The organism is Pantoea sp. FN0305 (assembly GCF_050113845.1).
Classification (GTDB): domain Bacteria; phylum Pseudomonadota; class Gammaproteobacteria; order Enterobacterales; family Enterobacteriaceae; genus Mixta; species Mixta alhagi.
The window spans coordinates 172,765-198,638 of record NZ_JBNJSN010000007.1; the positions used below are offsets into that span (position 1 = coordinate 172,765).

Genomic DNA, 25,874 nt, shown 5'->3' on the forward strand with positions numbered 1-25,874 from the left:
TGCGCCGACCGGTTAATCAAGCAGCGCGTCGAGCTTCACCTGAAACTGTGCGGTCTCATGCTGCAGATGCTGGCTAAAGGCGCTAACCAACGCCGACGCCGGACGATGCAGCGGGCGGATCAGGCTCACCGTAAAGGGCACTTCCACACTAAAACGTCTGATGGCAATGCCGCTGGCTGCATAATCAAGCGCCGTCAGCGGATTCACTACTGAAATGCCGATACCTGCCCGCACCATCGCACATACCGACGCCGCGCTGTGCGTTTCCATTACCATCCTGCGCTGTACGTTCTGTTCATGAAACAGCGCATCCAACAGCTGTCGATAGCTATCGCTGCGCGACAGGCTGATATAGCTTTCCCCGGCAAAATCCTGTGGCGTAAGCTGCTTGCGCGAGGCTAACGGGTGATCGGCAGGCAAAACGCAAACCTCATTTAGCGTTAACAGCTCGATGCGCTCGGTGCCGGCGGGCGTAACATGGGTTTCGGTCAGGCCGAGATCGTGGCGCTGGGCTGACAGCCACTCCTCCAGCAATGGCGATTCCTGTGGGATAATATTCAAACTGAGGTCGGGATAGCGCTGTAAAAAAGGCTGGCAGAGTGGCGGCAGCAAAGACTGAGAGAAAACCGGCAGACAGGCGATAGAGAGTTCGCCCTGGCGAAACTCGCGCAACCCTTCCGCTGCGCTGATAATGCGATCGAGACCGTACCAGGATCGTTGCACCTCTTCAAACAGGCGCAGGCCCTGCACGGTAGGCTGCAAACGACCACGTACGCGTTCGAACAGGCTTAGCCCGGTTAATTTTTCAAACCGAGCCAGCTCGCGGCTAACGGTTGGCTGAGAGGTATGCAGCAGTTCGGCAGCGGCAGTGAGATTGCCGCTGGTCATCACCGCGTGAAAAATCTCTATATGCCGATGGGTGATGTTAGCCATGATCTCTCCGGAAGCGAAAGCCATATCATATTTGCATAGACTCTGCAGAAACAGATATTTTTCTCTCTAGAAGGGCTATGGCGTAATAGAGAAAATTTCAAGGAGACGTATTATGCCGCGCCCGCTCAATCACGCTGACAGCGCCCTGAACGCCGCAAATCTGCTGCCGCTCACCGAACGCTATGATGGTCCATTTTGGGCTTATGACGCTAATATTATTCGCCAGCGCATCGCCCAGCTACAGCAGTTTGACGTGGTGCGTTTCGCTCAGAAAGCCTGCTCGAATATCCATATTCTGCGTCTGATGCGTGAAGCGGGCGTGAAGGTCGATTCCGTTTCTCTGGGCGAAATTGAGCGTGCGCTGGCGGCAGGCTATGTGGCGGGTGGCGATGAGATCGTGTTTACCGCTGACGTGCTGGATAAACCCACGCTGGCACGCATTGCCGAGCTGCGCATTCCGGTCAATGCCGGATCGGTGGACATGCTGCATCAGCTAGGCGAGCGCTCGCCGGGTCATCCGGTTTGGCTGCGGGTTAATCCGGGCTTTGGCCACGGACACAGTCAAAAAACCAATACTGGCGGCGAAAACAGCAAGCATGGTATCTGGCACAGCGACTTGCCGCAGGCGCTGGACGCTATTCAGCAGTACGATCTGCAACTGGCAGGCATTCATATGCATATCGGTTCCGGGGTGGACTATGGCCATCTGGAACAGGTCTGCGATGCGATGGTAAGCCAGGTTATCGCGCTGGATCGGGATATCACGGCGATCTCTGCTGGCGGCGGGCTGTCGATCCCCTATCGTTACGGTGAAGAGGCGATCGATACGCAGCACTATTACAGCCTGTGGCACAGCGCGCGCGAACGTATTGCGGCGCATCTGGGCCATGCGGTGAAATTAGAGATCGAGCCGGGGCGTTTCCTGGTGGCCGAGGCAGGGGTTCTGGTTGCGCAGGTGCGGGCGGTGAAAGAGATGGGCAGCCGCCATTTTGTACTGGTGGATGCAGGCTTCAGCGATCTTATGCGTCCTTCGATGTACGGCAGTTACCATCATATTTCATTGCTTTCTGCTGACGGCGCTGCTGCACAAAGAGAGCAGCGTGAAACCGTGGTGGCGGGGCCGCTATGCGAATCGGGCGATGTCTTTACCCAGCTGGAAGGCGGCAAGGTTGAAACCCGCCTGCTTCCGGCAACGGCACCGGGCGATTATCTGGTGTTTCATGATACCGGCGCGTACGGCGCATCGATGTCTTCCAATTACAACAGCCGTCCGCTGATCCCGGAGGTGCTGTTTGATGGCGGCGAAGCGCGCGAAATCCGCCGTCGCCAGACCATCCAGGAGCTGCTGGCGCTGGAGCTATAAACAGAGGGCCGTTTCTGCTGCGCTAGCGGGAACGGCCTGCTTTTTACGCCAGCAGCTCTTTACGCAGTAATACGATCTCTTCTGCCAGATCCCGGCAGAGCATAGCGTTCATCAAATGATCCTGCGCATGTACCAGGATCAAGGTCACCGGTAACTTTCCTTCGCCCTCATCAGCCCCGATCAACTGCGTTTGAATGCGATGCGCCGCTTTAGAGGCTTCTGCCGAGGCAGTCAGCGCCTGGTCCGCCTGCTGCCATTCACGTCGACGCGCTGCCTGAATAGCGCTCATTGCATGAGAACGCGCCTCGCCAGCGTTAATCAGCAGTTCCATGATGACCTGTTCAAAATCCATACTCACCTCGATTATTGGTATACCAGATTTGGGTTAATCATCATATTGGAATACCAAATAAGCGAACTGCGCTAAAGCTCACAGAAAAAAGCGTGCATTCGGCTAATTTTGGTATGCCATATCAGGGAAGGGTTGGGTTGTCACAACAGGACGATTACTCACTTACCCTGAGGTTATTGCTTATGTCTCTACAGGATCGACTGATTGACTCGCTGGGGAGCTTCGCCACGCGCTTTAACAGCTATCGCTATATTATGGCGATCAAAGCGTCTTTTATTACGCTGATGCCGGTGATTATCGTGGGCGCTTTTTCAGTGCTGATCTCTAATATGGTGCTGGATGCTAAAAACGGCCTGGCCAGTTTCCAGGCGCTCTCTTTCCTGGCCGATCTCAAACCCATTACCACCAGTATTAACTACGCCACGCTCAGCTTCCTGAATATCGGCGCGGTATTTTTAATCGGTATTGAGCTGGGGCGGATTAACGGCATCAAAACGCTGTTTCCCGGCCTGCTGGCGGTAATCTGCTTTATTGCCGTTACGCCGACCACGCTGCAGATGATGGTCGACGGGCAGATGCGGCTGGTTACCGATGTGCTGGCGAAGCAGTTTTCTGATACCAAAAGCCTGTTTCTCGGTATGTTTATCGCTATCTTATCGGTAGAAATATATTGTCGGTTGGAAAATGTTGAGCGGCTAAAAATCAAAATGCCCGATACCGTGCCGCCCAATGTTTCCGCCTCTTTCTCTGCGTTGATCCCGGCGATCATTACCGTGTCGGCTATCGCCACCTTCGGCTTTATTTTCCATCGGGTCAGTGGACTCTACCTCTACGATGCGGTTTATCGTGTGGTGCAACAGCCGCTGGAATCGGTGGTGCAGAGCCTGTGGGGCATTTTACTGCTGATGTTTGTCGCCCAGCTGTTCTGGGTGATTGGCATTCATGGCAATCAAATGATTAAACCGATCCGTGAGCCGCTGTTGCTGGGAGCGATTCTGGTGAACATGAACGCCTTCGAGCAGGGAAAAGAGGCACCCAATATCATTACCATGCCGTTTTGGGATGTCTATATGAGTATTGGTGGCTCTGGCCTGACCATCGGCCTGCTGACGGCGGTGATGCTGGCAACCAAACGTAAAGAGATGCGCGAGATCGCCAAGCTTTCGTTTGGACCAGGGTTGTTTAATATCAATGAGCCGGTAATTTTCGGTATGCCGATTATGTTGAATCCTATCCTGGCGATCCCTTTCATTATTACGCCGCTGGTAACCGGCACCATCGGCTATTTTGCGACGCTCACGGGGTTTGCGGGTAAAGCGGTGGTGATGGTGCCCTGGACAACGCCGCCGATTATTAATGCCTGGCTCTCTACCGCCGGTTCAATGGGCGCGGTGGTAACCCAGCTGGTGTGTATTGTGGTTTCGGTGCTGATCTATCTGCCGTTTGTCAAAATTGCCGCACGCCGCGCCGAAGCCGCCGAGGCGAAAGCCCTGCAGCAGCCAGAACTGGCGCAGCCTTAAGGAACAGAGATGAGCAAAGTCACTATCGATATTCCCGTGGATTTTATGCTGGGCGCGGCGGCGTCCGCCTGGCAAACCGAAGGCTGGCACGGTAAGAAGGCGGGGCAGGACTCTTATCTGGATGCCTGGTATCAGCACGATCGACATGTCTGGCATAACGGCTACGGCCCGGCGGTAGCGACCGATTTTATCAATCGCTATCGGGAAGATGTGGCGCTAATGAAAGCCTGTGGACTGACGCACTATCGCACCTCCATTAACTGGTCGCGCTTTCTGCTGGATTATGAAACGGCGGAAGTGGATGAGGAGTACGCCCGCTATTACGACAGTCTGCTTGATGAGATGGAGGCCAGTGGCATTGAGCCGATGCTCTGCCTGGAGCATTACGAGCTGCCGGCGACGCTACTGGAAAAGTATGGCGGCTGGGGCGCGAGAAAGGTGGTGGATCTCTTTGTTCGCTACGCGGAGACGGTGTTTGCGCGCTATGCCCATCGGGTTAAACGCTGGTTTGTGTTTAATGAACCCATTGTGGTGCAAACCCGCGTATACCTTGACGCGCTGCGCTGGCCGTATCAGCAAAGTACCGCGACCTGGATGCAGTGGAATCATCATAAAAATCTGGCGACCGCGCGCGTTGTGGCGCTGTTTCGCGCCGGAGGCTGGCCGGGCAGCATCGGAACGATTTTAAACCCGGAGGTAACCTGGCCGCGTTCCAGCGCGCCGCACGACAGACATGCCGCAGAGATGTATGACCTGTTCTACAACCGGGTGTTTCTCGATCCAGCGATCAAAGGCGAGTACCCGCCAGCGCTGTTGCAGCTGTTAGCGCAGCATCAGGTTGCGTGGGAATACAGTGATGAAGATCTGGCATTGATCGCGGCGCATCGCGTCGATGAAGTGGGGTTGAATCTTTACTATCCGCATCGGGTAAAAGCGCCGTCGCGCGCCTGGCCTGCCGAAACGCCGTTTCATCCCGCTCGTTATTATGAGCCGTTTGAGCTGCCGGGCCGCAGGATGAATCCGTCACGCGGCTGGGAGATTCAGCCACGCATTGTGGCGGATATCGCCTGCCGGATGCGTGATGAGTACGGCAATTTTCCGTGGTTTATTGCAGAAAACGGCATGGGAATTGAGAACGAAGCGCGTTTCAGGAATGCACAGGGCGAGATTCAGGACGATTACCGCATCGATTTTATCGCTGAGCATTTATATGAAGCATTGCTTGCCCGTCAGGCGGGCATTAACTGTCGGGGCTATATGCTGTGGGCGTTTACCGATAACGTTTCGCCAATGAACGCCTTTAAAAATCGCTATGGCCTGATTGAAATCGATTTAGAGAATCAGCGTCAGCGACGCATGAAGAAGTCAGCGCGCTGGTTTCGCAAGCTGCGTGATAGCCGCCAGCTGACCCTGACGCTGGATGATCAACCCCGATAAGGAGCCGAAAATGAAACGTATCATACTGGCCTGCGCTGCAGGTATGTCGACCTCAATGGTGGTGACGCGCATGGAGAAAGAGGCGGCGGCACGCGGCCTGAACTACCAGATTTATGCTATTCCGGAGCAAGAGTTGCGCGAGGAGCTACAAAACTATGCTGGCGAGGTAGCCGTGGTGCTGCTGGGGCCGCAGGTGCGTTTTAAGCTGGAGGAGAACCGTAAGCTGACCGACAGTCAACGGATCCCGATCGCAGTGATCGATACGCTGGCTTACGGCACGCTAAATGGCGCAAAAGTACTCGATCAGGCGCTGACTTTGATAAACTAGCGACGTGTTGCCATCTGTTGTTACCGGTTAATCAGGCGCTACGGAATGGTGTAGTCAACGGACTAAGGGTGATGAAGTGGATAAGGGCGCAGCGCCGCAAGAGAGAAAGCAGTATCAGGAGATTGGCGAACATTTACGCCAGCAGATTGTGGCCGGGCTTTATCCGGTTGGCTCACGCTTACCGCCGGAGCGCCATCTTGCTGAGACGTGGGGCGTGAGCCGAACCATCGTTCGCGAGGCGTTGCTGATGCTGGAGCTGGAGGGAACGGTCGATATTCGTCAAAGTTCTGGCGTGTATGTGATGCGTATTCCCAGCGCCAGCAGCGATGAAGAGGAAGCTTTTTTCCGCAGCGATGTCGGCCCATTTGAGATGTTGCAGGCGCGTCAGCTGCTGGAGAGTAATATTGCCGCTTTCGCTGCGCGCATGGCGACCAAAGCCGATATTGAAAATTTACGCCGCACGCTGGAACAGGAGCAGCGCGCAATTGCGCTGGACGATACCAGTCAGGATAACGATCGCTTGTTTCATCTTTTGCTGGCGGGTGCGACGCAGAATCAGATGCTGATGGATACGGTAAAAAGTATCTGGCGGCATCATGAAAATAATCCGCTGTGGCAGCAGTTGCGCAGGCATATTGAGACGCGCAGTTACCGTTTGAAGTGGCTGAGCGATCATCAGACGATTCTGGCCGCTTTGCGGCGACGAGATGTGATGGGAGCCTGGCAGGGAATGTGGCAGCATCTGGAGAATGTGAAGAATACGCTGATGGAGCTGTCGGATGCCGATGCGCCAGATTTTGATGGTTATCTGTTTGAGTCAGTACCAATTTTTCAGGGTAAGCTGGTATGAGCCGCTGGCATATTGTTCCGTTATCTGAGGCTCCGCAGTATCAGCCGCAGCTGGTGGAGTGGCTGTGGCAGGCGTTTGGCGATCAGCAGAGCCGCGCTTTTTTCGCCAGCGTGATAGAGAGCAGCGTGCGCGGCGCTGATTTCCCGCAGACGTTTGTGGCGCTGGATGACGTTCGTGCCGTGGGGACGGTAGGCGTCTGGCGTTGCGATTTGATTAGCCGTCAGGATCTTTTTCCGTGGCTGGCGGCATTGTATGTGGATGAAAGCGCGCGCGGCAGTGGGTTAAGCGCGGCGCTGCAAAGTTATGCTGAAGCCTGGTGTCGGGCACGGGGTTTTCCGGATCTCTATTTGTATTCGTTGTGTGCGGATTATTACGAGCGTTTTGGCTGGCGTTATATCGGTGATGCGTTGGATTATCCGGATGTGGTGGTTCGCTTGTATCACAAGGCGCTGTGATAAGCGTTAGCGCGCGCAGGGTTTCAGTCTGTTCGGTGGCTGGCTGAGTTTAGGGTGATTTCAGTCTGTTCGGCGGCTGGCTGGGTTAAGGGTGGTTTCAGTCTGTTCGGCGGCTGGCTGAGTTTAAGGTGGTTTCAGTCTGTTCGGTGGCTGGCTGAGTTTAGGGTGATTTCAGTCTGTTCGGTGGCTGGCTGAGTTTAAGGTGATTTCAGTCTGTTCGGCGGCTGGCTGAGTTTAGGGTGATTTCAGTTCGCTCAGCGGCGGGCAGGCGCTGCGTAAAGACGTCGTGAACCCATCCCTGGGGACTCCGCCGCGTCATCCCTGACGCGGAGGCTTTACTCCGCTACCTGCCCGCCGCTTCACTTGCTCTTGTGCCTTTTGCTGCCGCCTCACTGACTCCTGTGCTTGTTTGCCACTGCTTCACTTGCTCTTGTGCTTGTTTGCTGCCGCCTCACTGACTCCTGTGCTTGTTTGCCACCGCTTCACTTGCTCTTGTGCTTGTTTGCTGCCGCCTCACTGACTCCTGTGCTTGTTTGCCACCGCTTCACTTGCTCTTGTGCCTTTTGCTGCCGCCTCACTGGCTCCTGTAATTGTTTGCTGCCGCCTTACTGGTTTTGATTTTTAAAAGGTTAAGTAACGATAGCGGGATATAAGGGGAAGGAGAGGGACGGGCAGAGTAGGCGGGCCTCCCGCGCCAGGGAAGGCGCGGGCGGAGGCCCCAGGGATGGGTTTATGCCGTCCCGCGGGAACTGCCCGTCCCTCTCGTGACCAGCACCAGTAGCCTTCTTTTAACCAGCACCAGTAACCGTCTCGTGACCAGCACCAGTAGCCTTCTTTTGACCGACACCAGTAGCCTTCTTTTGACCGGCATCAATCAACTTTTTCGTAACGGGAAAACATCACATTCGATATATCGTTGTGCTAGTCTTTAAAGTGGCTAAAATTAATATTTATTACAACTCATATGGTTGGTTTTAATATCCATTCTGGATTACCTTTTCATATAAACTATACCCGTTATTATTTGCAGTAAATATATGATTCAACCCATTATTCTGAAAGTGTGTTCGGGTTAAAAGAATGGATTATTCTGGCTTGAAGCAAATCCATTAATTATGTAATGGTTGGATCAGTTATTTTTACCATAAGGATATGGTGTATGAGTTTCAGCCTGCCCGGAAACGATCTTTATTACCTGCCGCGTGACGATTTGTCACCAGAAAGATATGAGGAAATAACCAGCCCTGTTTTTTCCTGGTCCAGAATTAAAGATAAATATGTTTTTAATGACCGCCAGACGCTGAATTTTAAGCTGATTAATATGTATGAGCGCGACTTTAACGGTTATACCAACCAGCCGCCGCCGCATGGGCCGCGTGAGCAGGAAAAGCTACAAAGAATGGTATTCAGCGGCGAGGTGGTGATGCTCGGTGGGTTTTCTTTCGCAAAGGGAAGGCTGTTTTATATTGATGAGCACGGCGCACTGATTTGCCGCGACCCGCTGGCGTTTAAGTTTGACGGAGCGCGGGCTATTATCCGGGAATATAACCGGTCGGTTGCCCGCCGCGACTACAGAAAACGGGGCGGAAAACCGCGTCCCACGGTGTTACCTGCCCGCCAGACCCAAATAAAGCAGCCCACGCCGCTGAGCACTATCAACAGCAAAGCCGCCGGACGGCTGCTGGCGGCAGGTGGAATTTATAACGGCAACCCTGAAGGGTTCAGGCTGATCGCGCAACAACTGGGAGGCGAGGCACCCGCCGGTTATGACCAGATAATGTCGGATCAGACCAAAGGTTTGCTTATAACAGGTGCTTCGATAGCCGCTGGCTTAACGATGGGAAGAATATTTCCCGAGGTTTTTCACTCTTCTATAAAAACGAAGAGTGCAGCGGTTAAAGCTATGAATAAAATCGAAGGAGAAAGGGTAAAACTTAAAAATTTTGGTAATGTTAGCGACTTCATTTTTACACAATCAGCCAACCTTAACAGAAAGTTAGGAGTCAAGATTGGACAAGGACGTTTACCTTATGAGGCAAGTAAAGCTGGCATTGAGCAGGCAAAAGAAATAGTGAAGGAAACGTTAGAAAACGCAACGCAGATTAGCACGATCCTCCCCAGTTCCTCTGTCCGGGGTAAGTATGATTTAATCCATGTCTATAGTGAAAAGACAAACAGTACCGTAAGTTTAAGAGTTCTATCTGATGATAAATATGATTTTGATACCTTAATTCCTGAAAGGTCATCGAAATTTTAAAAGGGGGAGTGTATGTTGGCTAATGAATATTTTAAAGATTTTAGGTTTCGTTCTTTTTACATAGAGGATGAGATGGTTTGTCGGATGCTTGTGTTGTTTTTCCAGTGTTCTGATTCTGGTTGGGTATCGTTAAGTATTGATGAAGGCGTTTTAACCTGGACATATGAAAAAACAGAACCCGAACTTAGGGATATCAAAGATATTGACGATGAATTTGCCTGGCCGGTACAGACAGCTAATGAATTAGCCAGTTACGTTGGCAAGAAGATAACTGATATCTATGAGTACAAGCTGGAAGGAATTGAGGAAGGGAGTATTGGTGTCTATTTTGAGTGTGGAAATAAAGGGTTTAGCGTGTTAGAGCATGAGGGATGCTTGTTTTTGTTTGATGGCGTGTATTACGTTGCTCAGGGAAAAATTTTGCTATCCAGGTTAGCTCTTTCAATTTGAATGTCATGTGCTTTCTGTGGTGCTTTGGTTTTGTTCGGCTTCAGGGCTGAAGTTTAGGGTGGTTTCAGTCTGTTCGGTGTCTGGCTGAGTTTAGGGTGATTTCAGTCTGTTCGGCGGCGGGCAGGCGCTGCGTAAAGACGTCGTGAACCCATCCCTGGGGACTCCGCCGCGTCATCCCTGACGCGGAGGCTTTACTCCGCTACCTGCCCGCCGCTTCACTTGCTCTTGTGCCTTTTGCTGCCGCCTCACTGACTCCTGTAATTGTTTGCTGCCGCCTTACTGGTTTTGATTTTTAAAAGGTTAAGTAAAGATAGCGGGATATAAGGGGAAGGAGAGGGACGGGCAGAGTAGGCGGGCCTCCCGCTGCAGGGAAGGCGCGGGCGGAGGCCCCAGGGATGGGTTTATGCCGTCCCGCCGGAACTGCCCGTCCCTCTCGTGACCGGCACCCGTAATGTTTTATATAACCGGCATCTGACAAAGCCCAACCTCAGCCTGGCGGGCTAACAGAATGCCTGCGTACCAGCGTTGGGTTAAACGTATTCGTCACCTCCGGCAGCGGCTGATTATTTGCTAACGCTAATGCCAGCTCGGCAGCCTGCTGCGCCATCGTCACAATCGGGTAACGGATAGTGGTTAAACGCGGACGTACATAGCGCGACACCAGCACATCATCAAAGCCAATTAACGACATCTCCTCCGGCACGCGAATACCATTATCACTCAGCACGGCTAACGCACCCGCCGCCATCGAATCGTTATAACAGGCGACGGCGGTAAAATTCCGTCCACGCCCTAACAGCTCTGTCATCGCCTGCTCGCCGCCTACCTCGTCCGGCTCGCCAAACGCCACCAGCCGGTCATTACAGGGCAAACTGTGCTCCTTCAGCGCATCGTAATAACCCTGCAAACGCTCCTCGGCATCGGAAATCGTATGCGTCGAACAGATAAAGGCGATCTGATCGTGGCCCTGCTGAATCAAATGCCGCGTTGCCAGCCAGGCACCATAACGATCGTCCAGCGCAATACAGCGCTGCTGAAAAGCAGGCAAAGAGCGGTTAAGCAGCACCATGCCTGGCATCTGCTGCATCAGCTTCTCCAACTCCTCGTCAGGGATCTTCTTGGCATGTACCACCAACGCTGCGCATCGATGACGCATTAGCTGCTCAATCGCCTGCCGCTCTTTAACTTCATTGTGATAACCATTACCAATCAGCAAAAAATTGCCGGTCTGCCAGGCAATCTCATCAACGGCCTTCACCATCGCACCGAAAAACGGGTCGGAAACATCACCAACAACTAAACCAATGGTCTCCGTCGACTGTTGCGCCAGCGCACGCGCATTAGCGTTCGGGTGATATTGCAACGCTTCCATCGCGCTAAATACCGCCAGACGAGAATTTTCACTGGCCTTGGGCGAATTATTGATAACGCGAGAGACAGTGGCGACAGAAACACCCGCCAGTTTGGCGACATCCTTTATCGTAGCCATGAATAGAGAACCTTCCGGGGTAAACGTTTACACATACCAAGAGTGTTGCGGAAAAGACCCGCAAGTTCAACCGCACAGAATGTCAGCCCCGTCGCAAAGCGCGCCGATTATTGCGCTTTTATTTTTCATGCGGGAAAAGCTACCATGCCTCTCTTTTCCTTTCGCTGACGCCTGCACCCGCACCATGACGATCAAAAAAGTTCCACATCTCGCCCACTGGGGCGCCTTTACCGCCGTAACCGAAAATGGCCGCCTTACCGGCTGCGAACCCTTTTTTGCCGACAGCAATCCCTCACCGATGCTGCAAACTATCCCGCAACTGATCTATTCGGACAAACGTATTCAGCAGCCGATGGTGCGTCGCTCCTGGTTAAAGGCGCGGGAAAACAGCGATCGCATGCTGCGTGGACGTGAGGACTTCATCGCGGTGGGCTGGGAAACTGCGCTTGATCTGGTGGCAGAGGAAAACCAGCGCGTGCGCGAGCGTTACGGCGCCAGCGGCATCTTCACCGGATCCTATGGCTGGTCTTCAGCTGGACGGGTAAACCATGCGCGAACGCTGGTCCGACGCTTTTACTTCAACGGCGGCGGCGGGGTTGATCAAATAGGTAACTACAGTTGGGGCTCTGCACAATTCTTCCTGCCTTATGTAATCGGCACTTATATGCCGCTGACCGGACGCGTAACCGACTGGCCGAGCGTTATCGAACATGCGGAAGTGGTGTTGGCCTTTGGCGGCCTGGCGCTGAAAAATGCGCAGGTTGCATCGGGCGGAGCGGGCGAACATACCCTGAAACCAGCCCTGGAGCAGCTGGCGCGAAAAGGCACACGCGTTATTAACGTCAGTCCGCTACGCGATGATTGTCCCGCCTTCCTGAATGCCGACTGGATCGCGATTCGCCCTAACACGGATGTCGCTCTGATGCTGGCGCTGGGGTATGAAATTGAACGCCTTGGCGCGGCGGATCGTGACTTCCTGAATAGTCACTGCGTTGGTTATCCGCAGCTGCGGGAGTATCTGCTGGGACAAAGCGACGGCATAGCGAAAACGCCGCAATGGGCCAGCGCCATTACCGGCGTGCCGGCGGAACGCATCGCCGGGCTGGCGCGTCAGCTGGCGGGTAAACGCAGCTTTATCACCTGTTCCTACGCCGTACAGCGCGCGCATCGCGGTGAACAACCCTACTGGATGATGATTGCGCTCTCCGCCATGCTGGGACAGCCGGGCCTGCCGGGTGCGGGCTTCTCGTTTGGGCATGGATCCATGAACAGCGTAGGCAACCCCAGAATCGATACGCCTGCACCGCAGTTGCCCACCGGACCCAACCCGGCCGGGCTGGCGATCCCGGTTGCGCGTATCTGCGATATGCTGCTGCAACCTGGCGAAAGCTATGCCTTTCAGGGAGCAACGCATCGCTATCCAGATATTCATCTGATGCACTGGGCGGGTGGAAATCCTTTCCATCATCATCAGCAGCTCAACCGGCTGGTAGAGGGCTGGCAGCGGCCAGATACGGTTATTGTGCAGGACATTGTCTGGACGGCGGCGGCAAAAATGGCCGATATCGTCCTACCAGTGACCACTACCCTTGAGCGTAACGACATTGGCGGCTCTTCGCGCGATCGCTATGTTTTTGCCATGCATCAGGCGGTTGCCCCACAGCATCAGGCGCGTAACGATTTCGATATTTTCGCCGATCTGGCTGAGCGCCTCGGCTATCGCGAGCGCTTCACTGAAAACCGTAATGAGATGCAATGGATCGCCCATCTTTACCAGCAGTGCGGTGAAGCGCAGCAGCGCAAAGGGGTGCAGTGGCCGTCATTTGAGCAGTTCTGGCAGCGCGGCTATGCCGAGGTGCCAGCCAGCGAGCGCGACTATGTTTTTATGTCTGACTTTCGCGCCGATGCTCAGGCCAGCCCGCTGAAAACACCCAGCGGAAAAATTGAGCTATTTTGTCAGGCTATTGCGGATTTCCAACTGGACGACATGGCGGGGCATCCGGAGTGGCGTGCACCGCAGGAGTGGCTGGGCAGTGAACAGGCGGATCGTTTTCCACTGCATCTGATCTCTGTTCAGCCCGCAGATCGCTTGCACAGCCAGCTGGATGCGACACCAAACGTCCAGGCGAATAAAACCGCCGGTCATGAAACGCTGTGGATGCATCCGCAGGATGCAACGGCACGCGGCATCAGCGATGGCGATGAAGTCGAGGTGTTTAACGCGCGCGGCATGATGCTGGCCGGTGTGCAACTGAACCCCGGCCTGGCACCCGGCGTGGTGGTCATCTCTACCGGCGCCTGGTTCGACCCGGGATTTGGCGGAGCCTGGCAACCCTGGGATCGCGCCGGGAATCCTAATGTTCTGACGCTGGATATTGGCACCTCGCTATTAACGCAGGGGCCGAACGCAATGTCCTGCCTGGTAGAGATCTGTCAGCGGAAAACATTGCAAAAGAGCTGATAAATCACATAGCTGGTTACATTTTGCGGGCAACTGTTGCGAATCATTGATAGCCGCCCGTCTCTGCCGCTTGGTACATTTTAAGTCCCAGAGGTATTGATGGGTGAACATCAACAAGTTTTTGATTACACCAACCTGCGCAGATGCGCAGGTTTTTTTTGCCCGCATTAAGGTCATGGACCATGCCCCGCATACAAAAATTTCCTGGAAAAGATCAGATTAAAGCGCCGTTCAATCCGTTTCGGTTTCGCCTTATTTGTCTGGGGGTGGTGGGATGTCTGGCTGTTTTGCTGGCCCGCGTCGCCGATCTCCAGTTAATCAATCATCCAAGGCTGGAACACGAAGCGGATCAGCGTTCGTTGCGTACCGTTACTCTGCCTACGAACCGAGGCACCCTGCTGGATCGCAATGGTGAGACGCTGGCGCTTAGCGTTCCTTCACGCGATATCATTGCCGATCCGCAGCGCGTACTGGAAGCGCAACCCGATTTCACCAGCCCTAAATGGCAATATCTGGCTAATGCGCTTAATCAACGCCCGGAACAGATACAGCAGCAAATTACCGCCAACCCGCATCGCCGCTTCCTTTATCTGGGGCGTAAAATTGAACTGGGCATCGCCAAAGATATCAGCAAGCTGCATCTGAAAGGCATCAGCACCGTTTATAATGACAGTCGGTTTTATCCGATGAGCGAAGCGGCGGCACCGCTTATTGGCATTGTCGGCGCTGATAACACCGGCCTGAACGGGCTGGAAAAAGGCTACGACAAAGTGCTGCAGGGGCAGCCGGGTTTCGAGAAATATCGCCAGGATCGCGAAGGCAACATCATCGCAATGATCGATTATCAGCCGCCGAAACAGCCGCCCACCGTACAGCTCAGTATCGATAAGTTCGATCAGTACACGCTTTACAGCAAACTGCGAGATGGCGTGCTGCTGAATAAAGCCGATTCCGGTGCGGCGGTACTGGTAAAGATTGATACCGGGGAAATCCTTGGGATGGCCTCTTATCCGTCATTTAACCCGAACAACTATGCGGACGTCTCGCCTGCCCAGATGCGCAACGTGGCGATCAATGACAGCTTTGAACCCGGCTCCACGGTAAAACCATTGGTGGTAATGGAGGGGCTGGAGCGTGGCCTGGTGCGGCCTGATTCCGTGCTGGATACCACGCCGTACCGCGTTAACGGTCACCTGATCCGCGACGTTGGTCACTGGCCGCGCCTGACCATGACCGGCATCCTGCAAAAATCGAGTGACATCGGCGTATCGCACATTGCGCTGGCGATGCCGGCAGAAGCGCTGGTAAATACCTATCACGCTTTCGGTCTTGGCAAGCCCACCGGCCTTGGGCTCACCGGCGAAAGCGTCGGCTATTTTCCGCTGCATCGTCAGCGCTGGGCTGATATTGAACGCGCAACCTTCTCGTTTGGCTATGGATTACGCGTAACGCCGTTACAGATCGCCCGTGAATATGCCACGCTGGGCAGCTACGGTATTTACCGACCGCTTTCCATTACCAAAGTTACGCCGCCGGTACTGGGTAAGCAGGTCGCTAATCCGGAAACGGTAAAAACGGTGGTGCATATGCTGGAAAGCGATGTGCTGCCGGGCGGCACCGGGATCCGTGCGGCGGTGTCAGGCTATCGGTTAGCCACCAAAACCGGTACGGCAGAGAAAATGGGCAGTAGCGGTAAATATGATGGCGGTTACGTTAACTACACCGCTGGCATTGCGCCCGCCAGCGATCCGCAGGTGGCTCTGGTGGTGATGATTAACCATCCAACCGCCGGCGATCACTTTGGCGGCTCGGTCGCCGCGCCGATTTTTGGCAACATCATGGGGCCGGTACTGAAACATATGAACATTGCTCCTGATGCGCTGGTAAACGCCGCCTCACATTAATATATCCTTGCTCTTCGATATGATAAAAACCGTGCAGCCAGTGAGACTGCGCGGTTTTTTAATCTCTTAGCGTTGAGTTCAGCGTGCCTTTGCTGCATGGTTATAACCAGTTTTTTCGGCTGCTAAGGAGCTGGCATGCTTTTTAATTTCTTCCGTTTTCTGTTTCGTCTGCTGTGGCGCGTGCAGCTGCGCGGCGATCTCTCCGGGTTGCGCAAAGAAAAGGTGCTGATTGCGCCTAATCACGCGTCGTTTCTGGACGGAGCCTTGCTGGCGCTGTTCCTGCCGGTAAAACCGGTTTTCGCCGTCTATTCCAGCATCAGCGATAAGTGGTATATGCGTCTGCTTAAGCCGATGGTGGATTTTGTACCGCTCGATCCTACGCGGCCTATGTCGCTTAAATATCTGGTGCGCACGCTTAATGAAGGGCGTCCGGTAGTTATCTTCCCGGAAGGGCGCATTACCATCACCGGCTCTTTAATGAAAATTTACAGCGGCGCTGGCTTTGTCGCGGCTAAATCGCAGGCGACGGTGGTGCCGATGCGCATCGAAGGCGCGGAATATACGCCTTTTGGCCGACTCGGCGGCATCTTCAAGCGTCGCCTGTTCCCGCGTATTACCCTGACGGTACTGCCGCCCACCCTGATACCCATGCCCAATGCGCCGCGCGCCCGCGATCGTCGCGCGCTGGCCGGTGAGCACTTGCATCATATTATGATGGAAGCACGCATGGCGGTGCGTCCGCGCGAAACCTTGTTCGAGGCTCTTCTTAGTGCCCGTACCCGCTACGGCTGGTTTAAGCGCTGTATCGAAGATATTAATTTTGCGCCGGACAGTTATACCGGGCTGCTAAAAAAATCGCTGGGCGTGGGGCGCATTCTGGAGCGCTACACGCAGTCGGGCGAATATGTCGGCCTGCTGCTGCCGAATACCACCGTGACCGCCGCCGCTATTTTCGGAGCCACGCTGCGCGCACGCGTACCGGCAATGCTGAACTATACCGCCGGGGTAAACGGCCTGACCAGCGCGGTGACCGCCGCCCAAATAAAAACCGTTTTCACCTCACGGCAGTTTCTGGATAAAGGCAACCTGTGGCATCTGCCGCAGGGGATCCCGCAGGTTCAGTGGATCTTCCTTGAGGATCTGAAAGATACGCTGACAGGTAAAGATAAGCTGTGGATCCTGGCGCATCTGCTGCTTCCCCGGCGTGCGATGCTGCCGCAGCGGGCGGAAGATGCGGCGATGGTGCTGTTCACCTCCGGCTCGGAAGGCAACCCGAAAGGCGTGGTGCACTCCCATAAAAGCCTGCTGGCGAACGTGGAACAGATTCGTACCGTTGCGGATTTTACGCCGCGCGATCGCTTTATGGCCTCGCTGCCGTTGTTCCATGCATTCGGCCTGACGGTTGGCCTGTTTACGCCGCTGTTTACCGGCGCGCAGGTGTTTTTATATCCCAGCCCGCTGCACTATCGCATCGTGCCGGAGCTGGTCTATGACCGTAACTGCACCGTGCTGTTTGGTACCTCAACCTTCCTTGGCAACTATGCTCGCTTCGCCAACCCCTATGATTTCGCCCGCCTGCGCTATGTGGTCGCCGGAGCGGAGAAACTGCAGGAAAGCGTGCGTCAGCTCTATCAGGAGCGCTTCGGGATCCGCATTCTTGAAGGCTACGGCGTTACCGAGTGCGCGCCGGTGGTATCGATTAACGTACCGATGGCGGCAAAACCGCATACCGTTGGCCGTCTGCTGCCGGGTATGGATTCACGACTGATGTCAGTGCCGGGCATTGAGCAGGGCGGGCGGCTACAGCTGCGCGGGCCGAATATCATGAATGGTTATCTGCGCGTGGAGCGTCCCGGCGAGCTGGAGCCGCCAGTAGCCGACAATGGCGAAGGCGTGATGGAGCCGGGCTGGTATGACACCGGCGATATCGTCAGCTTTGATGAGGGCGGCTTCTGTCAGATTCAGGGCAGGGCGAAACGCTTTGCGAAAATTGCAGGCGAAATGGTTTCTCTGGAGGTGGTTGAGCAGATCGCGCTGAAAGCCTCACCGGAGAAACAGCACGCCGCCGCCATTAAGCCGGACGGCAATCGTGGCGAAGCGCTGGTACTGTTCACCACCGACCGCGAACTACAGCGCGATCGCCTGCAGCAGGCGGCCCGAGAACTGGGCGCGGCAGAGCTGGCGATACCGCGAGATATTCGTTTCCTGCAACAGCTGCCGCTGCTGGGCAGCGGTAAGCCCGATTTCGTCACGCTGAAAAAAATGGTGGAAGAATGACACTCCCCGTGCATGGATCTTCATTAATGTCGCGCGGCATGCTGGCGGTAATTGTTGCCCAGTTTTTCTCCGCTTTTGGTGATAACGCGCTGCTGTTCGCAACGCTGGCGCTGCTGAAAAACCAACACTATCCCGACTGGAGCCAGCCGGTGCTGCAGATGGTATTTGTCGCTACCTATATTCTGCTGGCGCCTTTTGTGGGCCAGATGGCAGACAGTTTTGCCAAGGGACGGGTAATGATGTTGGCGAACGGCCTGAAACTGCTGGGCGCGCTGGTGATCTGCTTTGGCTTCGATCCATTTGTCGGTTATGCGCTGGTGGGCATCGGCGCGGCGGCCTATTCACCTGCCAAGTACGGCATTCTTGGTGAGATCACCAATGGCGAACAGTTGGTGAAAGCCAACGGCCTGATGGAGGCCTCTACCATTGCGGCGATCCTGCTGGGATCGATGGCGGGCGGCGTACTGGCGGACTGGCACCTGCTGGCGGCGCTGTTCGCCTGTGTGGTGGCCTACGGGCTGGCGGTCGCCGCCAACCTGTTGATCCCGAAGCTGCAGGCGGCGCGTCCCGGTCAAAGCTGGCATCCGCTGGCGATGACGCGTAGCTTTTTTCAGGCGGCACGGCTGCTGTGGCGCAATGGTGAAACACGCTTTTCGCTGTTAGGCACCAGCCTGTTTTGGGGCGCGGGCGTAACGCTGCGCTTTTTGCTGGTGCTGTGGGTGCCGGTTGCGCTGGGCATCACCGACAACAAAACCCCCACGCTGCTGAATGCGATGGTGGCGATCGGCATCGTGATTGGCGCGGCGGCGGCGGCAAAACTGGTTACGCTGAAAACCGTCGGGCGCTGTATGCCTGCAGGCGTTCTGATTGGCGTCGCGGTAGTGATATTTGCGCTACAGCATACCCAGCCGAACGCCTATGCGCTGCTGATGGTCATCGGCGTACTGGGCGGCTTTTTTGTGGTGCCGCTGAATGCGCTGCTGCAGGAGCGCGGCAAACAAACGGTCGGCGCAGGCAACGCTATTGCGGTACAGAACCTGGGTGAGAACAGCGCCATGCTGTTGATGCTGGGCCTCTATTCACTGGCGATCCGCCTGGGTGCGCCGCCGGTCGCAACCGGCGTGGGCTTTGGCGCGCTGTTTGCGCTCGCTATCGCCATGCTCTGGGGCTGGCAGCTGGCGCAAAAGCGTCGCGGATAGAAAAGTAAGCAGGCGCAGCGTTTAACGCTGCGCCGCTGTTTTACGGCGCGGGATAGGTGTAGCGCCGATGAATCGCTTCCAGTTGTTCCAGTAGCTCACCGCTGAGCGTCAACTGGTAACTGTCAATATTGCTCTGCAACTGTTCAGGCGTCGTAGCGCCCAGCAGCGTGCTGGCGACAAAAGGCTGCTGACGCACAAAAGCCAGCGCCATCTGTGCCGGATCGATCCCGTGGCTGCGCGCCAGATCGACATATTCCGCTACCGCCTGTTGAGACTGCTCGCCGCTGTAACGCGTAAAGCGGCTAAACAAGGTATTTCGCGCCCCGGCCGGACGCGCGCCGTTCAGATATTTACCGCTAAGCGTGCCGAAAGCGAGGCTGGAATAGGCCAGCAGCTCGACGCCTTCATGCTGGCTAATCTCCGCCAGGCCCACTTCAAAGCTACGGTTGAGCAGGCTATAGGGATTCTGGATGGAAACAATACGCGGCAGCTCATGCTTTTCCGCCAGCTGCAGATAACGCATTACGCCCCACGGCGTTTCATTCGAGACGCCGATATAACGGATCTTACCGGCGCGCACCTGCTCGGCCAGCGCCTCCAGCGTTTCCAGCAGGGTAACCGGCACGCTGGTATCCGTGTACTGATAGCCCAGTTTGCCAAAACAGTTAGTTTGCCGCTGCGGCCAGTGCACCTGATAAAGGTCGATATAGTCAGTGTTCAGACGCTTCAGGCTGGCTTCCAGCGCCACGCGAATATTTTTGCGATCCAGCACCTGAGCCGGACGAATACCGGCGTCACTGCCGCGTGATGGCCCGGCAACTTTAGTCGCCAGTACGATTTTGTCGCGGTTGCCACGCGCCTTTAGCCAGTTGCCGATATAGCTTTCGGTCAATCCCTGCGTTTCCGGGCGTGGCGGAACAGGATACATTTCCGCGGTGTCGATGAGGTTAATGCCGCAACTAACGGCTAAATCCAACTGGGCATGGGCATCGGCTTCGCTATTTTGCTCACCAAACGTCATGGTTCCCAATCCCAGCTGGCTGACTTCCAGCGTACTATGGGGGATACGGTGATAGTGCATTTGCCGGCTTCCTTTTGTCATTATGGGGAAAAACTTGGCGGTGCGATTTCAACAAGCACCATTTCGACTATAGCGGGCAGTGACGAGAGGGGAAAGAGGAGAGTGATGGTTCAATTTATCGATAAGCGCCGGAGGCTGTTGCAAAGTCGGCGCTTATATCTGATTACCGCTCAATGATGGAAGAGACCTCATCACCATTGATCTGCATTTCATTACCGGCCTGATCGGTATATTTGACCAGCCCCGTATCTTTATCAATTTCCGGCTTGCCGTCAGTCATAATCATATGACCATCCTTAGTGGACATGACGTAACTGCTGCTGCAACCGCTTAACAGCATCATCATGGTCAACACAGCCACGCTGGTAATCCGCTTCATTATCTTTTCTCCTGGTGGTTATTCCAACTACACAGTGTAGTAATAAAATATTTACTGCCCAGGATTAATCGCAGGATTCTGAAAAAAGCGCGGGGAAGGAAATATCCGGTCGCAGCCGGATATATTGAGGAACAGCAATTACTGAACGGATTTCTTGCCACGCAGCAGATTAAGGCTCTCTACCGCCATTGAGAAGAACATCGCGAAATAGATATAGCCCTTCGGCACATGGATATTGAAGCTTTCCAGAATCAACGTGAAGCCGACCAGAATAAGGAACGCGAGCGCCAGCATTTTCACTGACGGATGGCGATCGACAAACTCCCCGATGCCTTTTGCCGCGAACATCATTACGCCAACCGCAACCACTACCGCAGCCATCATAATAAACAGATGGTCGGACAGACCCACTGCGGTAATCACCGAGTCGAGGCTGAAAATAATATCCAGCACCATGATCTGCACGATAGCCCCGAAGAAGGAGTGAACGTTCGTTTTATGCTCCTCATTATCCCCTTCGATGCTTTCATGGATCTCCATGCTCGATTTCCACAGCAGGAACAGACCGCCGCCAAGCAGAATTAAATCACGCGCGGAAAAGGAGTGATCAAACAGGGTAAACAGCGGGTCGGTGAGCTTAATAACCCATGCAATAGAGGCCAGCAGCCCTAAACGCATCAGCATCGCGCCCATCAGACCAATGCGTCGTGCGCTATTCTGTTGATTTTTGGGTAGTTTTGCCACAACCAGGGAGAGGAAAATAATATTATCGATGCCCAGCACGATTTCAAGTATGGTCAGCGTGCCGAGGGCCAGCCAGGCATTGGGATCTGCAATCCAGTCAAACATTGTAACACTGCATCCTAAACGAAAGTTAAACGGTGATTATACGCATCGCCTCATACTCTGGAAAAAATTAAAGCAAAAAATGACGGGCCAGCAGCGGGGCGGTAAAACTTTTCTTCAGATAAAAACCGCGCGGCAGCGTCATAATCGGCTGACCATGCTCGCCAATGCCTTCAGTTAACGCCTTGCTGTTGGCCGCTTTGGGACGGATCTGCAACACCTCGCCGTGGCGGGCGGTGATGCGCTCCACCTGGCCTAATACAATCATATCCATCAGCTCTTCCCAGTCGCGCTGCAGCAATTCCTCTTCCTGCTGCGTCGGGCTCCACAGCAGCGGTGCGCCAACGCGTCGCGTCGCCAGAGGGATGGCTCGATCGCCTTCCACCGGGATCCACAGTACCCGTGCCAGCTTATGACGCACGTGGCTGTTTTCCCAGGTCACGCCGCTATTGCCGGTCAGCGGCGCAACGCAAACAAATGTGGTCTCCAGCGGGCGACCCTGCGCATCAATGGGAATTGTTTTTAACTCGACGCCAAGATGGGCAAAATCACGTTCCGGCTTGCTGCCGGCGCTGGCACCAAGATGCATCTCCAGCAGCATGCCGACCCAACCTTTATCACGACGTAAATCCGCAGGTGTGGCGATACCGGCCTGCTGCGCCAGCTCGCCCAGCGTATAGCCTGCCAGCGCCTGCGCGCGCGCCAGTAATGTCTCTTCATCTGGCGGTGGCGTAGTGAGAAAACGTGGCTCCATATCCCCTCTGTTTATTGCTCAAAAAATAACCACCTCGTTTAGGTATCTTTTATGTAGCCTGATGGGCGGTAAAACCAGGGAATAATAGCATGATAAATCTTGGGATTTTATTTTGCCGCGCAACAGGAAGAGCAAACGGCGTGGCTGTTTTACCCACATTGTCACCGGCAATGAACAGGATCTTACACCTGGTTATCCACAGAAACATGGGATAACTCAGCTTTTTCTCGCATACTGTTTCCATTTACAGCCTTGACGCAGGGCTTTTTTGCTGGGTGAAGCCATTTTGTGCATAACTTTATCGCATATTCTGTGGATAAAATCGGCGGTGGGCGATCTTTCGCCAGTAAAGGATCCTTGCGGGTATAAACAGTACTTCCAGGGCCTAAATTGCGACTAATAAAAACAAAAACATGTTTAAAATAAATAAATTATAAATATTATGCCTGCCAGATGTTTCTGCGTTATTTCACGCTTTTCCCACTCGGTTACCATGTTCTGCACAAAGCTATCCACAGAAAAAGTGAATAAAATTAGGCTTTTTAGCCGTCAGCTGTTTATAACTATGATGAAAACTGTGAGTTATCCCCCTGTTATGCGTTATTCACAGCCGCAAGCAGTGGTTTACCGCCTGTAAGGAGTATGAAACAATCAGACTATCTGAATTTCAGTTTGAGGTAGTCCCGTGATCGACGATGATGGCTACCGCCCAAATGTTGGTATTGTAATCTGTAACAGACAGGGACAGGTATTGTGGGCCCGGCGTTTCGGACAGCACTCCTGGCAGTTTCCTCAGGGTGGCATTAATCCTGGCGAAACGGCGGAACAGGCCATGTACCGCGAACTCTTTGAAGAAGTCGGCTTGCACCGTAAAGATGTGCGCCTGCTCGCCTCTACCCGAAACTGGTTACGTTATAAGTTGCCGAAACGTTTGGTGCGTTGGGACACGAAGCCGGTATGTATCGGCCAGAAACAGAAGTGGTTTCTTCTGCAGTTGATGTGCAATGACGCAGATATCAACATGCAAACCAGCAGCACGCCAGAATTTGACGGCTGGCGCTGGGTCAGCTTTTGGTATCCGGTTCGTCAGGTTGTCTCCTTTAAACGCGACGTTTATCGCCGCGTGATGAAAGAGTTTGCCGCTGTGGTCATGCCATTGCAGGAGAGTGCAACGCAGCGCAATACGCCTGCTTATCGACGGAAAAGAGGTTAAGCCACGCTGATGATGCTGACTCAGTTGCGTGAGATTGTAGAGAAAGTGGCAGGCGCTCCGCGCCTCGAAGAAGCGCTTGAGATCCTGGTAAACGAAATCTGTTTCGCCATGGAAACTGAAGTCTGCTCCATTTATCTCGCCGATCACGATCGTCGTTGCTATTACCTGATGGCGACGCGCGGACTGAAAAAGCCGCGCGGTAAGATCGTCACGCTGGCTTTTGATCAAGGTATCGTCGGGCTGGTTGGACGGCTGGCGGAACCGATCAACCTGGCGGATGCGCAAAGCCACCCCAGCTTCAAATATATTCCTTCGGTTAAAGAGGAGCGCTTCCGCTCCTTCCTCGGTGTGCCGATCATTACCCGACGTCAGCTGCTGGGCGTGCTGGTGGTGCAGCAGCGCGAGCATCGCCAGTTTGATGAAAGCGAAGAATCTTTTCTGGTCACGCTCGCGACTCAACTTGCCACACTGATCACCCAATCTCAGGTTAGCCAGCTGTTTGGTCATTTCCGCCAAAAACGCGTGCGTGCGCTGGCGGCAGCGCCTGGCGTGGCGGTTGCGCCTGGCTGGGTCGATACCACGCAGCCCTCGCTGGAGCATGTTTTCGCCGCTTCGACGCTGGATGTCGGGCGCGAGCGTGAACGTCTGTCGCAGGCGATGAGCGAGGCAAGCAACGAATTTCGTCGCTTCAGCAAACGCTTCAGCGCCAGCGTGCAGAAAGAGAGCGCGGCGATCTTCGATCTTTATTCCCACCTGTTAACCGATGCGCGGCTTAAGCAGGATCTGTTTGCCGAGATCGACAGCGGATCGGTAGCGGAATGGGCGGTGAAAAAGGTCATCGAGAAATTCGCCGCTCAGTTCGCCAGCCTGCAGGACACCTACCTGCGCGAGCGCGCGGGCGATCTGCGCGTGCTGGGCCAGCGCCTGCTGTTTCATCTTGACGATACGTTACAGGGCACCAACACCTGGCCGGAGCGGTTTGTGCTGGTGGCGGATGAGCTAACGGCAACCACGCTGGCGGAGCTGCCGCAGGAGCGGCTGGCAGGCGTCGTGGTGCGTGACGGCGCGGCTAACTCCCATGCGGCGATCCTGGTGCGGGCGATGGGCATTCCGACAGTAATGGGTGCGGATATTCTGCCTGAGCTGTTAAATAAGCGCTTGCTGATCGTTGACGGCTATCGTGGCGAATTGCTGATCGATCCAGAACCGGTACTGATCCAGGAATATCAACAGCTGGTCAGCGAAGAAAATGAGCTGAGCCGACTGGCGGAAGATGATGTTGAGCAGATCGCCAGGCTGAAAAGCGGCGAACGTATTCAGGTTATGCTGAATGCGGGCCTGAGTGCTGAGCATGAGCAGGCAATGGATAACTGGGTGGACGGCATCGGCCTGTACCGCACCGAAATCCCGTTTATGCTGCAAAATGGCTTCCCCTCCGAAGAGGAGCAGGTGGCACAGTATCAGGGCATGCTGCAGCTGTTTCTGAATAAGCCGGTAACCCTGCGTACGCTGGATATCGGCGCGGACAAACAGCTGCCCTACATGCCCATCAGCGAAGAGAACCCCTGCCTGGGCTGGCGCGGCATACGCCTGACGCTTGATCAGCCGGAGATCTTCCTGGTGCAGGTGCGCGCGATGCTGCGCGCTAACGCCGCCAGCGGCAACCTCAGCATTTTGCTGCCGATGATCACCAGCATCGATGAGATTGACGAAGCGCGTCGTCTGATCGATCGCGCCGGCAAAGAAGTGGAAGAGATGCTGGGCTATGAGATCCCTGAACCGCGCATTGGCATTATGATCGAAGTGCCCTCAATGCTGTTTATGATCCCGCATCTGGCCAGGCGCGTTGATTTTGTATCAGTGGGCACTAACGATCTGACGCAGTATCTGCTGGCGGTGGATCGCAACAATACCCGCGTAGCCAACCTGTATGATTCGCTGCATCCGGCAATGCTAAAAGCGCTGAAGTCGATTGCAGAATCTGCGCGCGAAGCGCAGATCGATCTCTGCCTGTGTGGTGAAATGGCGGGCGATCCGATGTGCGTGGCGCTGCTGATTGGTCTGGGCTATCACCATCTGAGCATGAACGGCAAAAACGTACCGCGTGTGAAGTATCTTCTGCGCCACATCGACCATGAAGAGGCACAGGTGCTGGCTGAACGCAGCCTGCAGGCGCAAACGGCAACTGAAGTCCGTCATCAGGTCGCGGCCTTTATGGAGCGACGCGGTTTGGGCGGGCTCATTCGCGGCGGCCGCTAAGGCATTTATCCACGTTTACATTTCGATGAACCCGGTATAAAACGGCTATGCTATCATGCCTGGCCGG

General features: G+C 54.6%; 22 protein-coding genes. 14 read left to right on the forward strand and 8 right to left on the reverse strand.

The window, feature by feature from the left end:
* Window positions 1-12: 12 nt before the first annotated feature.
* Window positions 13-933 carry a LysR family transcriptional regulator gene (locus ACQE3Y_RS15135; RefSeq protein WP_426982005.1) on the reverse strand — a complete coding sequence of 307 codons (921 nt, stop codon included), beginning with the start codon at window positions 931-933 and terminating at the stop codon, window positions 13-15.
* Window positions 934-1,045: 112 nt separating this feature from the next.
* Here ACQE3Y_RS15135 and lysA point away from each other — a divergent pair, with 112 nt between their 5' ends.
* Complete coding sequence (gene lysA, locus ACQE3Y_RS15140) at window positions 1,046-2,296, forward strand: diaminopimelate decarboxylase (RefSeq protein ID WP_426982006.1); 1,251 nt, start codon at window positions 1,046-1,048, stop codon at window positions 2,294-2,296.
* Between the two features lie 43 nt (window positions 2,297-2,339).
* Here the strand turns inward: lysA and ACQE3Y_RS15145 are convergent, their stop codons facing one another.
* Entirely contained in the window at window positions 2,340-2,648 is a 309-nt protein-coding gene (locus ACQE3Y_RS15145) for a PTS lactose/cellobiose transporter subunit IIA (protein ID WP_426973629.1), read from the reverse strand.
* A gap of 182 nt (window positions 2,649-2,830) precedes the next feature.
* Between ACQE3Y_RS15145 and ACQE3Y_RS15150 the strand changes: the two genes are divergently transcribed.
* The 7 genes from ACQE3Y_RS15150 to ACQE3Y_RS15180 all read left to right on the forward strand — a co-directional run bounded on the left by ACQE3Y_RS15150 (window position 2,831) and on the right by ACQE3Y_RS15180 (window position 9,945).
* Window positions 2,831-4,168 carry a PTS sugar transporter subunit IIC gene (locus ACQE3Y_RS15150; RefSeq protein WP_085070291.1) on the forward strand — a complete coding sequence of 446 codons (1,338 nt, stop codon included), beginning with the start codon at window positions 2,831-2,833 and terminating at the stop codon, window positions 4,166-4,168.
* Between the two features lie 9 nt (window positions 4,169-4,177).
* A complete protein-coding gene (locus ACQE3Y_RS15155) occupies window positions 4,178-5,605 on the forward strand; it encodes a glycoside hydrolase family 1 protein (RefSeq protein ID WP_426982007.1) in 1,428 nt (475 codons plus the stop codon).
* 10 nt (window positions 5,606-5,615) lie between these two features.
* A complete protein-coding gene (locus ACQE3Y_RS15160; protein WP_426982008.1) occupies window positions 5,616-5,933 on the forward strand; it encodes a PTS sugar transporter subunit IIB in 318 nt (105 codons plus the stop codon).
* A gap of 76 nt (window positions 5,934-6,009) precedes the next feature.
* Complete coding sequence (locus ACQE3Y_RS15165) at window positions 6,010-6,783, forward strand: FCD domain-containing protein (protein WP_085070295.1); 774 nt, start codon at window positions 6,010-6,012, stop codon at window positions 6,781-6,783.
* Window positions 6,780-7,238, forward strand: coding sequence for a GNAT family N-acetyltransferase (locus tag ACQE3Y_RS15170; RefSeq protein ID WP_426982009.1), 459 nt, complete (start codon window positions 6,780-6,782; stop codon window positions 7,236-7,238). Before ACQE3Y_RS15165 ends, ACQE3Y_RS15170 begins: the two co-directional genes overlap by 4 nt.
* Before the next feature lie 1,159 nt (window positions 7,239-8,397).
* On the forward strand, window positions 8,398-9,495 hold the full coding sequence (locus ACQE3Y_RS15175; protein WP_426982010.1) for a hypothetical protein: 1,098 nt from the start codon (window positions 8,398-8,400) through the stop codon (window positions 9,493-9,495).
* A 12-nt stretch (window positions 9,496-9,507) separates the two neighbouring features.
* On the forward strand, window positions 9,508-9,945 hold the full coding sequence (locus ACQE3Y_RS15180; RefSeq protein WP_426973639.1) for a hypothetical protein: 438 nt from the start codon (window positions 9,508-9,510) through the stop codon (window positions 9,943-9,945).
* A gap of 487 nt (window positions 9,946-10,432) precedes the next feature.
* Here ACQE3Y_RS15180 and galR read toward each other — a convergent pair whose 3' ends face one another.
* Complete coding sequence (gene galR / locus ACQE3Y_RS15185) at window positions 10,433-11,434, reverse strand: HTH-type transcriptional regulator GalR (protein ID WP_426973640.1); 1,002 nt, start codon at window positions 11,432-11,434, stop codon at window positions 10,433-10,435.
* A 184-nt stretch (window positions 11,435-11,618) separates the two neighbouring features.
* On the opposite strand from galR, the gene ACQE3Y_RS15190 reads away from it, so the two are divergent.
* The 4 genes from ACQE3Y_RS15190 (at window position 11,619) to lplT (ending at window position 19,275) form a co-directional block, all read left to right on the forward strand.
* A complete protein-coding gene (locus ACQE3Y_RS15190) occupies window positions 11,619-13,895 on the forward strand; it encodes a molybdopterin guanine dinucleotide-containing S/N-oxide reductase (protein ID WP_426982011.1) in 2,277 nt (758 codons plus the stop codon).
* Between the two features lie 182 nt (window positions 13,896-14,077).
* Window positions 14,078-15,799 carry a penicillin-binding transpeptidase domain-containing protein gene (locus ACQE3Y_RS15195; protein WP_426973642.1) on the forward strand — a complete coding sequence of 574 codons (1,722 nt, stop codon included), beginning with the start codon at window positions 14,078-14,080 and terminating at the stop codon, window positions 15,797-15,799.
* A gap of 135 nt (window positions 15,800-15,934) precedes the next feature.
* Window positions 15,935-18,076, forward strand: a complete 2,142-nt coding sequence (gene aas / locus ACQE3Y_RS15200; RefSeq protein WP_426973643.1) for a bifunctional acyl-ACP--phospholipid O-acyltransferase/long-chain-fatty-acid--ACP ligase — start codon at window positions 15,935-15,937, stop codon at window positions 18,074-18,076.
* Window positions 18,073-19,275, forward strand: a complete 1,203-nt coding sequence (lplT, locus tag ACQE3Y_RS15205) for a lysophospholipid transporter LplT (RefSeq protein ID WP_426973645.1) — start codon at window positions 18,073-18,075, stop codon at window positions 19,273-19,275. The genes aas and lplT overlap by 4 nt, the downstream gene beginning before the upstream one ends.
* Before the next feature lie 40 nt (window positions 19,276-19,315).
* On the opposite strand, the gene ACQE3Y_RS15210 is transcribed toward lplT, so the two are convergent.
* The 5 genes from ACQE3Y_RS15210 to ACQE3Y_RS15230 all read right to left on the reverse strand — a co-directional run bounded on the left by ACQE3Y_RS15210 (window position 19,316) and on the right by ACQE3Y_RS15230 (window position 22,579).
* Window positions 19,316-20,356, reverse strand: coding sequence for an NADP(H)-dependent aldo-keto reductase (locus ACQE3Y_RS15210; RefSeq protein WP_426973646.1), 1,041 nt, complete (start codon window positions 20,354-20,356; stop codon window positions 19,316-19,318).
* A gap of 163 nt (window positions 20,357-20,519) precedes the next feature.
* Window positions 20,520-20,735: a YgdI/YgdR family lipoprotein gene (locus ACQE3Y_RS15215; RefSeq protein WP_085070310.1), complete on the reverse strand. Its 216-nt coding sequence runs from the start codon at window positions 20,733-20,735 to the stop codon at window positions 20,520-20,522.
* A gap of 138 nt (window positions 20,736-20,873) precedes the next feature.
* Window positions 20,874-21,584 (reverse strand): TerC family protein, encoded by a 711-nt coding sequence (locus tag ACQE3Y_RS15220; RefSeq protein WP_426982012.1) that lies wholly within the window; start codon window positions 21,582-21,584, stop codon window positions 20,874-20,876.
* 67 nt (window positions 21,585-21,651) lie between these two features.
* Window positions 21,652-22,335 (reverse strand): DNA mismatch repair endonuclease MutH, encoded by a 684-nt coding sequence (gene mutH / locus ACQE3Y_RS15225; RefSeq protein ID WP_426982013.1) that lies wholly within the window; start codon window positions 22,333-22,335, stop codon window positions 21,652-21,654.
* 49 nt (window positions 22,336-22,384) lie between these two features.
* Window positions 22,385-22,579 (reverse strand): hypothetical protein, encoded by a 195-nt coding sequence (locus ACQE3Y_RS15230; protein WP_426982014.1) that lies wholly within the window; start codon window positions 22,577-22,579, stop codon window positions 22,385-22,387.
* Window positions 22,580-23,020: 441 nt separating this feature from the next.
* Between ACQE3Y_RS15230 and rppH the strand changes: the two genes are divergently transcribed.
* Both rppH and ptsP read left to right on the forward strand, forming a co-directional pair.
* Window positions 23,021-23,548, forward strand: coding sequence for an RNA pyrophosphohydrolase (gene rppH, locus ACQE3Y_RS15235; RefSeq protein ID WP_085070316.1), 528 nt, complete (start codon window positions 23,021-23,023; stop codon window positions 23,546-23,548).
* Window positions 23,549-23,560: 12 nt separating this feature from the next.
* Window positions 23,561-25,807, forward strand: a complete 2,247-nt coding sequence (gene ptsP, locus ACQE3Y_RS15240) for a phosphoenolpyruvate--protein phosphotransferase (RefSeq protein WP_085072293.1) — start codon at window positions 23,561-23,563, stop codon at window positions 25,805-25,807.
* The last annotated feature ends 67 nt before the right edge of the window (window positions 25,808-25,874 follow it).

Coding starts and splice junctions, on each gene's coding strand:
- ACQE3Y_RS15135 (WP_426982005.1), bottom strand. CDS start 933: ATGGCTAACATCACCCATCGGCATATAGAGATTTTTCACGCGGTGATG.
- lysA (WP_426982006.1), top strand. CDS start 1,046: ATGCCGCGCCCGCTCAATCACGCTGACAGCGCCCTGAACGCCGCAAAT.
- ACQE3Y_RS15145 (WP_426973629.1), bottom strand. CDS start 2,648: ATGGATTTTGAACAGGTCATCATGGAACTGCTGATTAACGCTGGCGAG.
- ACQE3Y_RS15150 (WP_085070291.1), top strand. CDS start 2,831: ATGTCTCTACAGGATCGACTGATTGACTCGCTGGGGAGCTTCGCCACG.
- ACQE3Y_RS15155 (WP_426982007.1), top strand. CDS start 4,178: ATGAGCAAAGTCACTATCGATATTCCCGTGGATTTTATGCTGGGCGCG.
- ACQE3Y_RS15160 (WP_426982008.1), top strand. CDS start 5,616: ATGAAACGTATCATACTGGCCTGCGCTGCAGGTATGTCGACCTCAATG.
- ACQE3Y_RS15170 (WP_426982009.1), top strand. CDS start 6,780: ATGAGCCGCTGGCATATTGTTCCGTTATCTGAGGCTCCGCAGTATCAG.
- ACQE3Y_RS15175 (WP_426982010.1), top strand. CDS start 8,398: ATGAGTTTCAGCCTGCCCGGAAACGATCTTTATTACCTGCCGCGTGAC.
- ACQE3Y_RS15180 (WP_426973639.1), top strand. CDS start 9,508: ATGTTGGCTAATGAATATTTTAAAGATTTTAGGTTTCGTTCTTTTTAC.
- galR (WP_426973640.1), bottom strand. CDS start 11,434: ATGGCTACGATAAAGGATGTCGCCAAACTGGCGGGTGTTTCTGTCGCC.
- ACQE3Y_RS15190 (WP_426982011.1), top strand. CDS start 11,619: ATGACGATCAAAAAAGTTCCACATCTCGCCCACTGGGGCGCCTTTACC.
- ACQE3Y_RS15195 (WP_426973642.1), top strand. CDS start 14,078: ATGCCCCGCATACAAAAATTTCCTGGAAAAGATCAGATTAAAGCGCCG.
- aas (WP_426973643.1), top strand. CDS start 15,935: ATGCTTTTTAATTTCTTCCGTTTTCTGTTTCGTCTGCTGTGGCGCGTG.
- lplT (WP_426973645.1), top strand. CDS start 18,073: ATGACACTCCCCGTGCATGGATCTTCATTAATGTCGCGCGGCATGCTG.
- ACQE3Y_RS15210 (WP_426973646.1), bottom strand. CDS start 20,356: ATGCACTATCACCGTATCCCCCATAGTACGCTGGAAGTCAGCCAGCTG.
- ACQE3Y_RS15215 (WP_085070310.1), bottom strand. CDS start 20,735: ATGAAGCGGATTACCAGCGTGGCTGTGTTGACCATGATGATGCTGTTA.
- ACQE3Y_RS15220 (WP_426982012.1), bottom strand. CDS start 21,584: ATGTTTGACTGGATTGCAGATCCCAATGCCTGGCTGGCCCTCGGCACG.
- mutH (WP_426982013.1), bottom strand. CDS start 22,335: ATGGAGCCACGTTTTCTCACTACGCCACCGCCAGATGAAGAGACATTA.
- ACQE3Y_RS15230 (WP_426982014.1), bottom strand. CDS start 22,579: ATGGAAACAGTATGCGAGAAAAAGCTGAGTTATCCCATGTTTCTGTGG.
- ptsP (WP_085072293.1), top strand. CDS start 23,561: ATGCTGACTCAGTTGCGTGAGATTGTAGAGAAAGTGGCAGGCGCTCCG.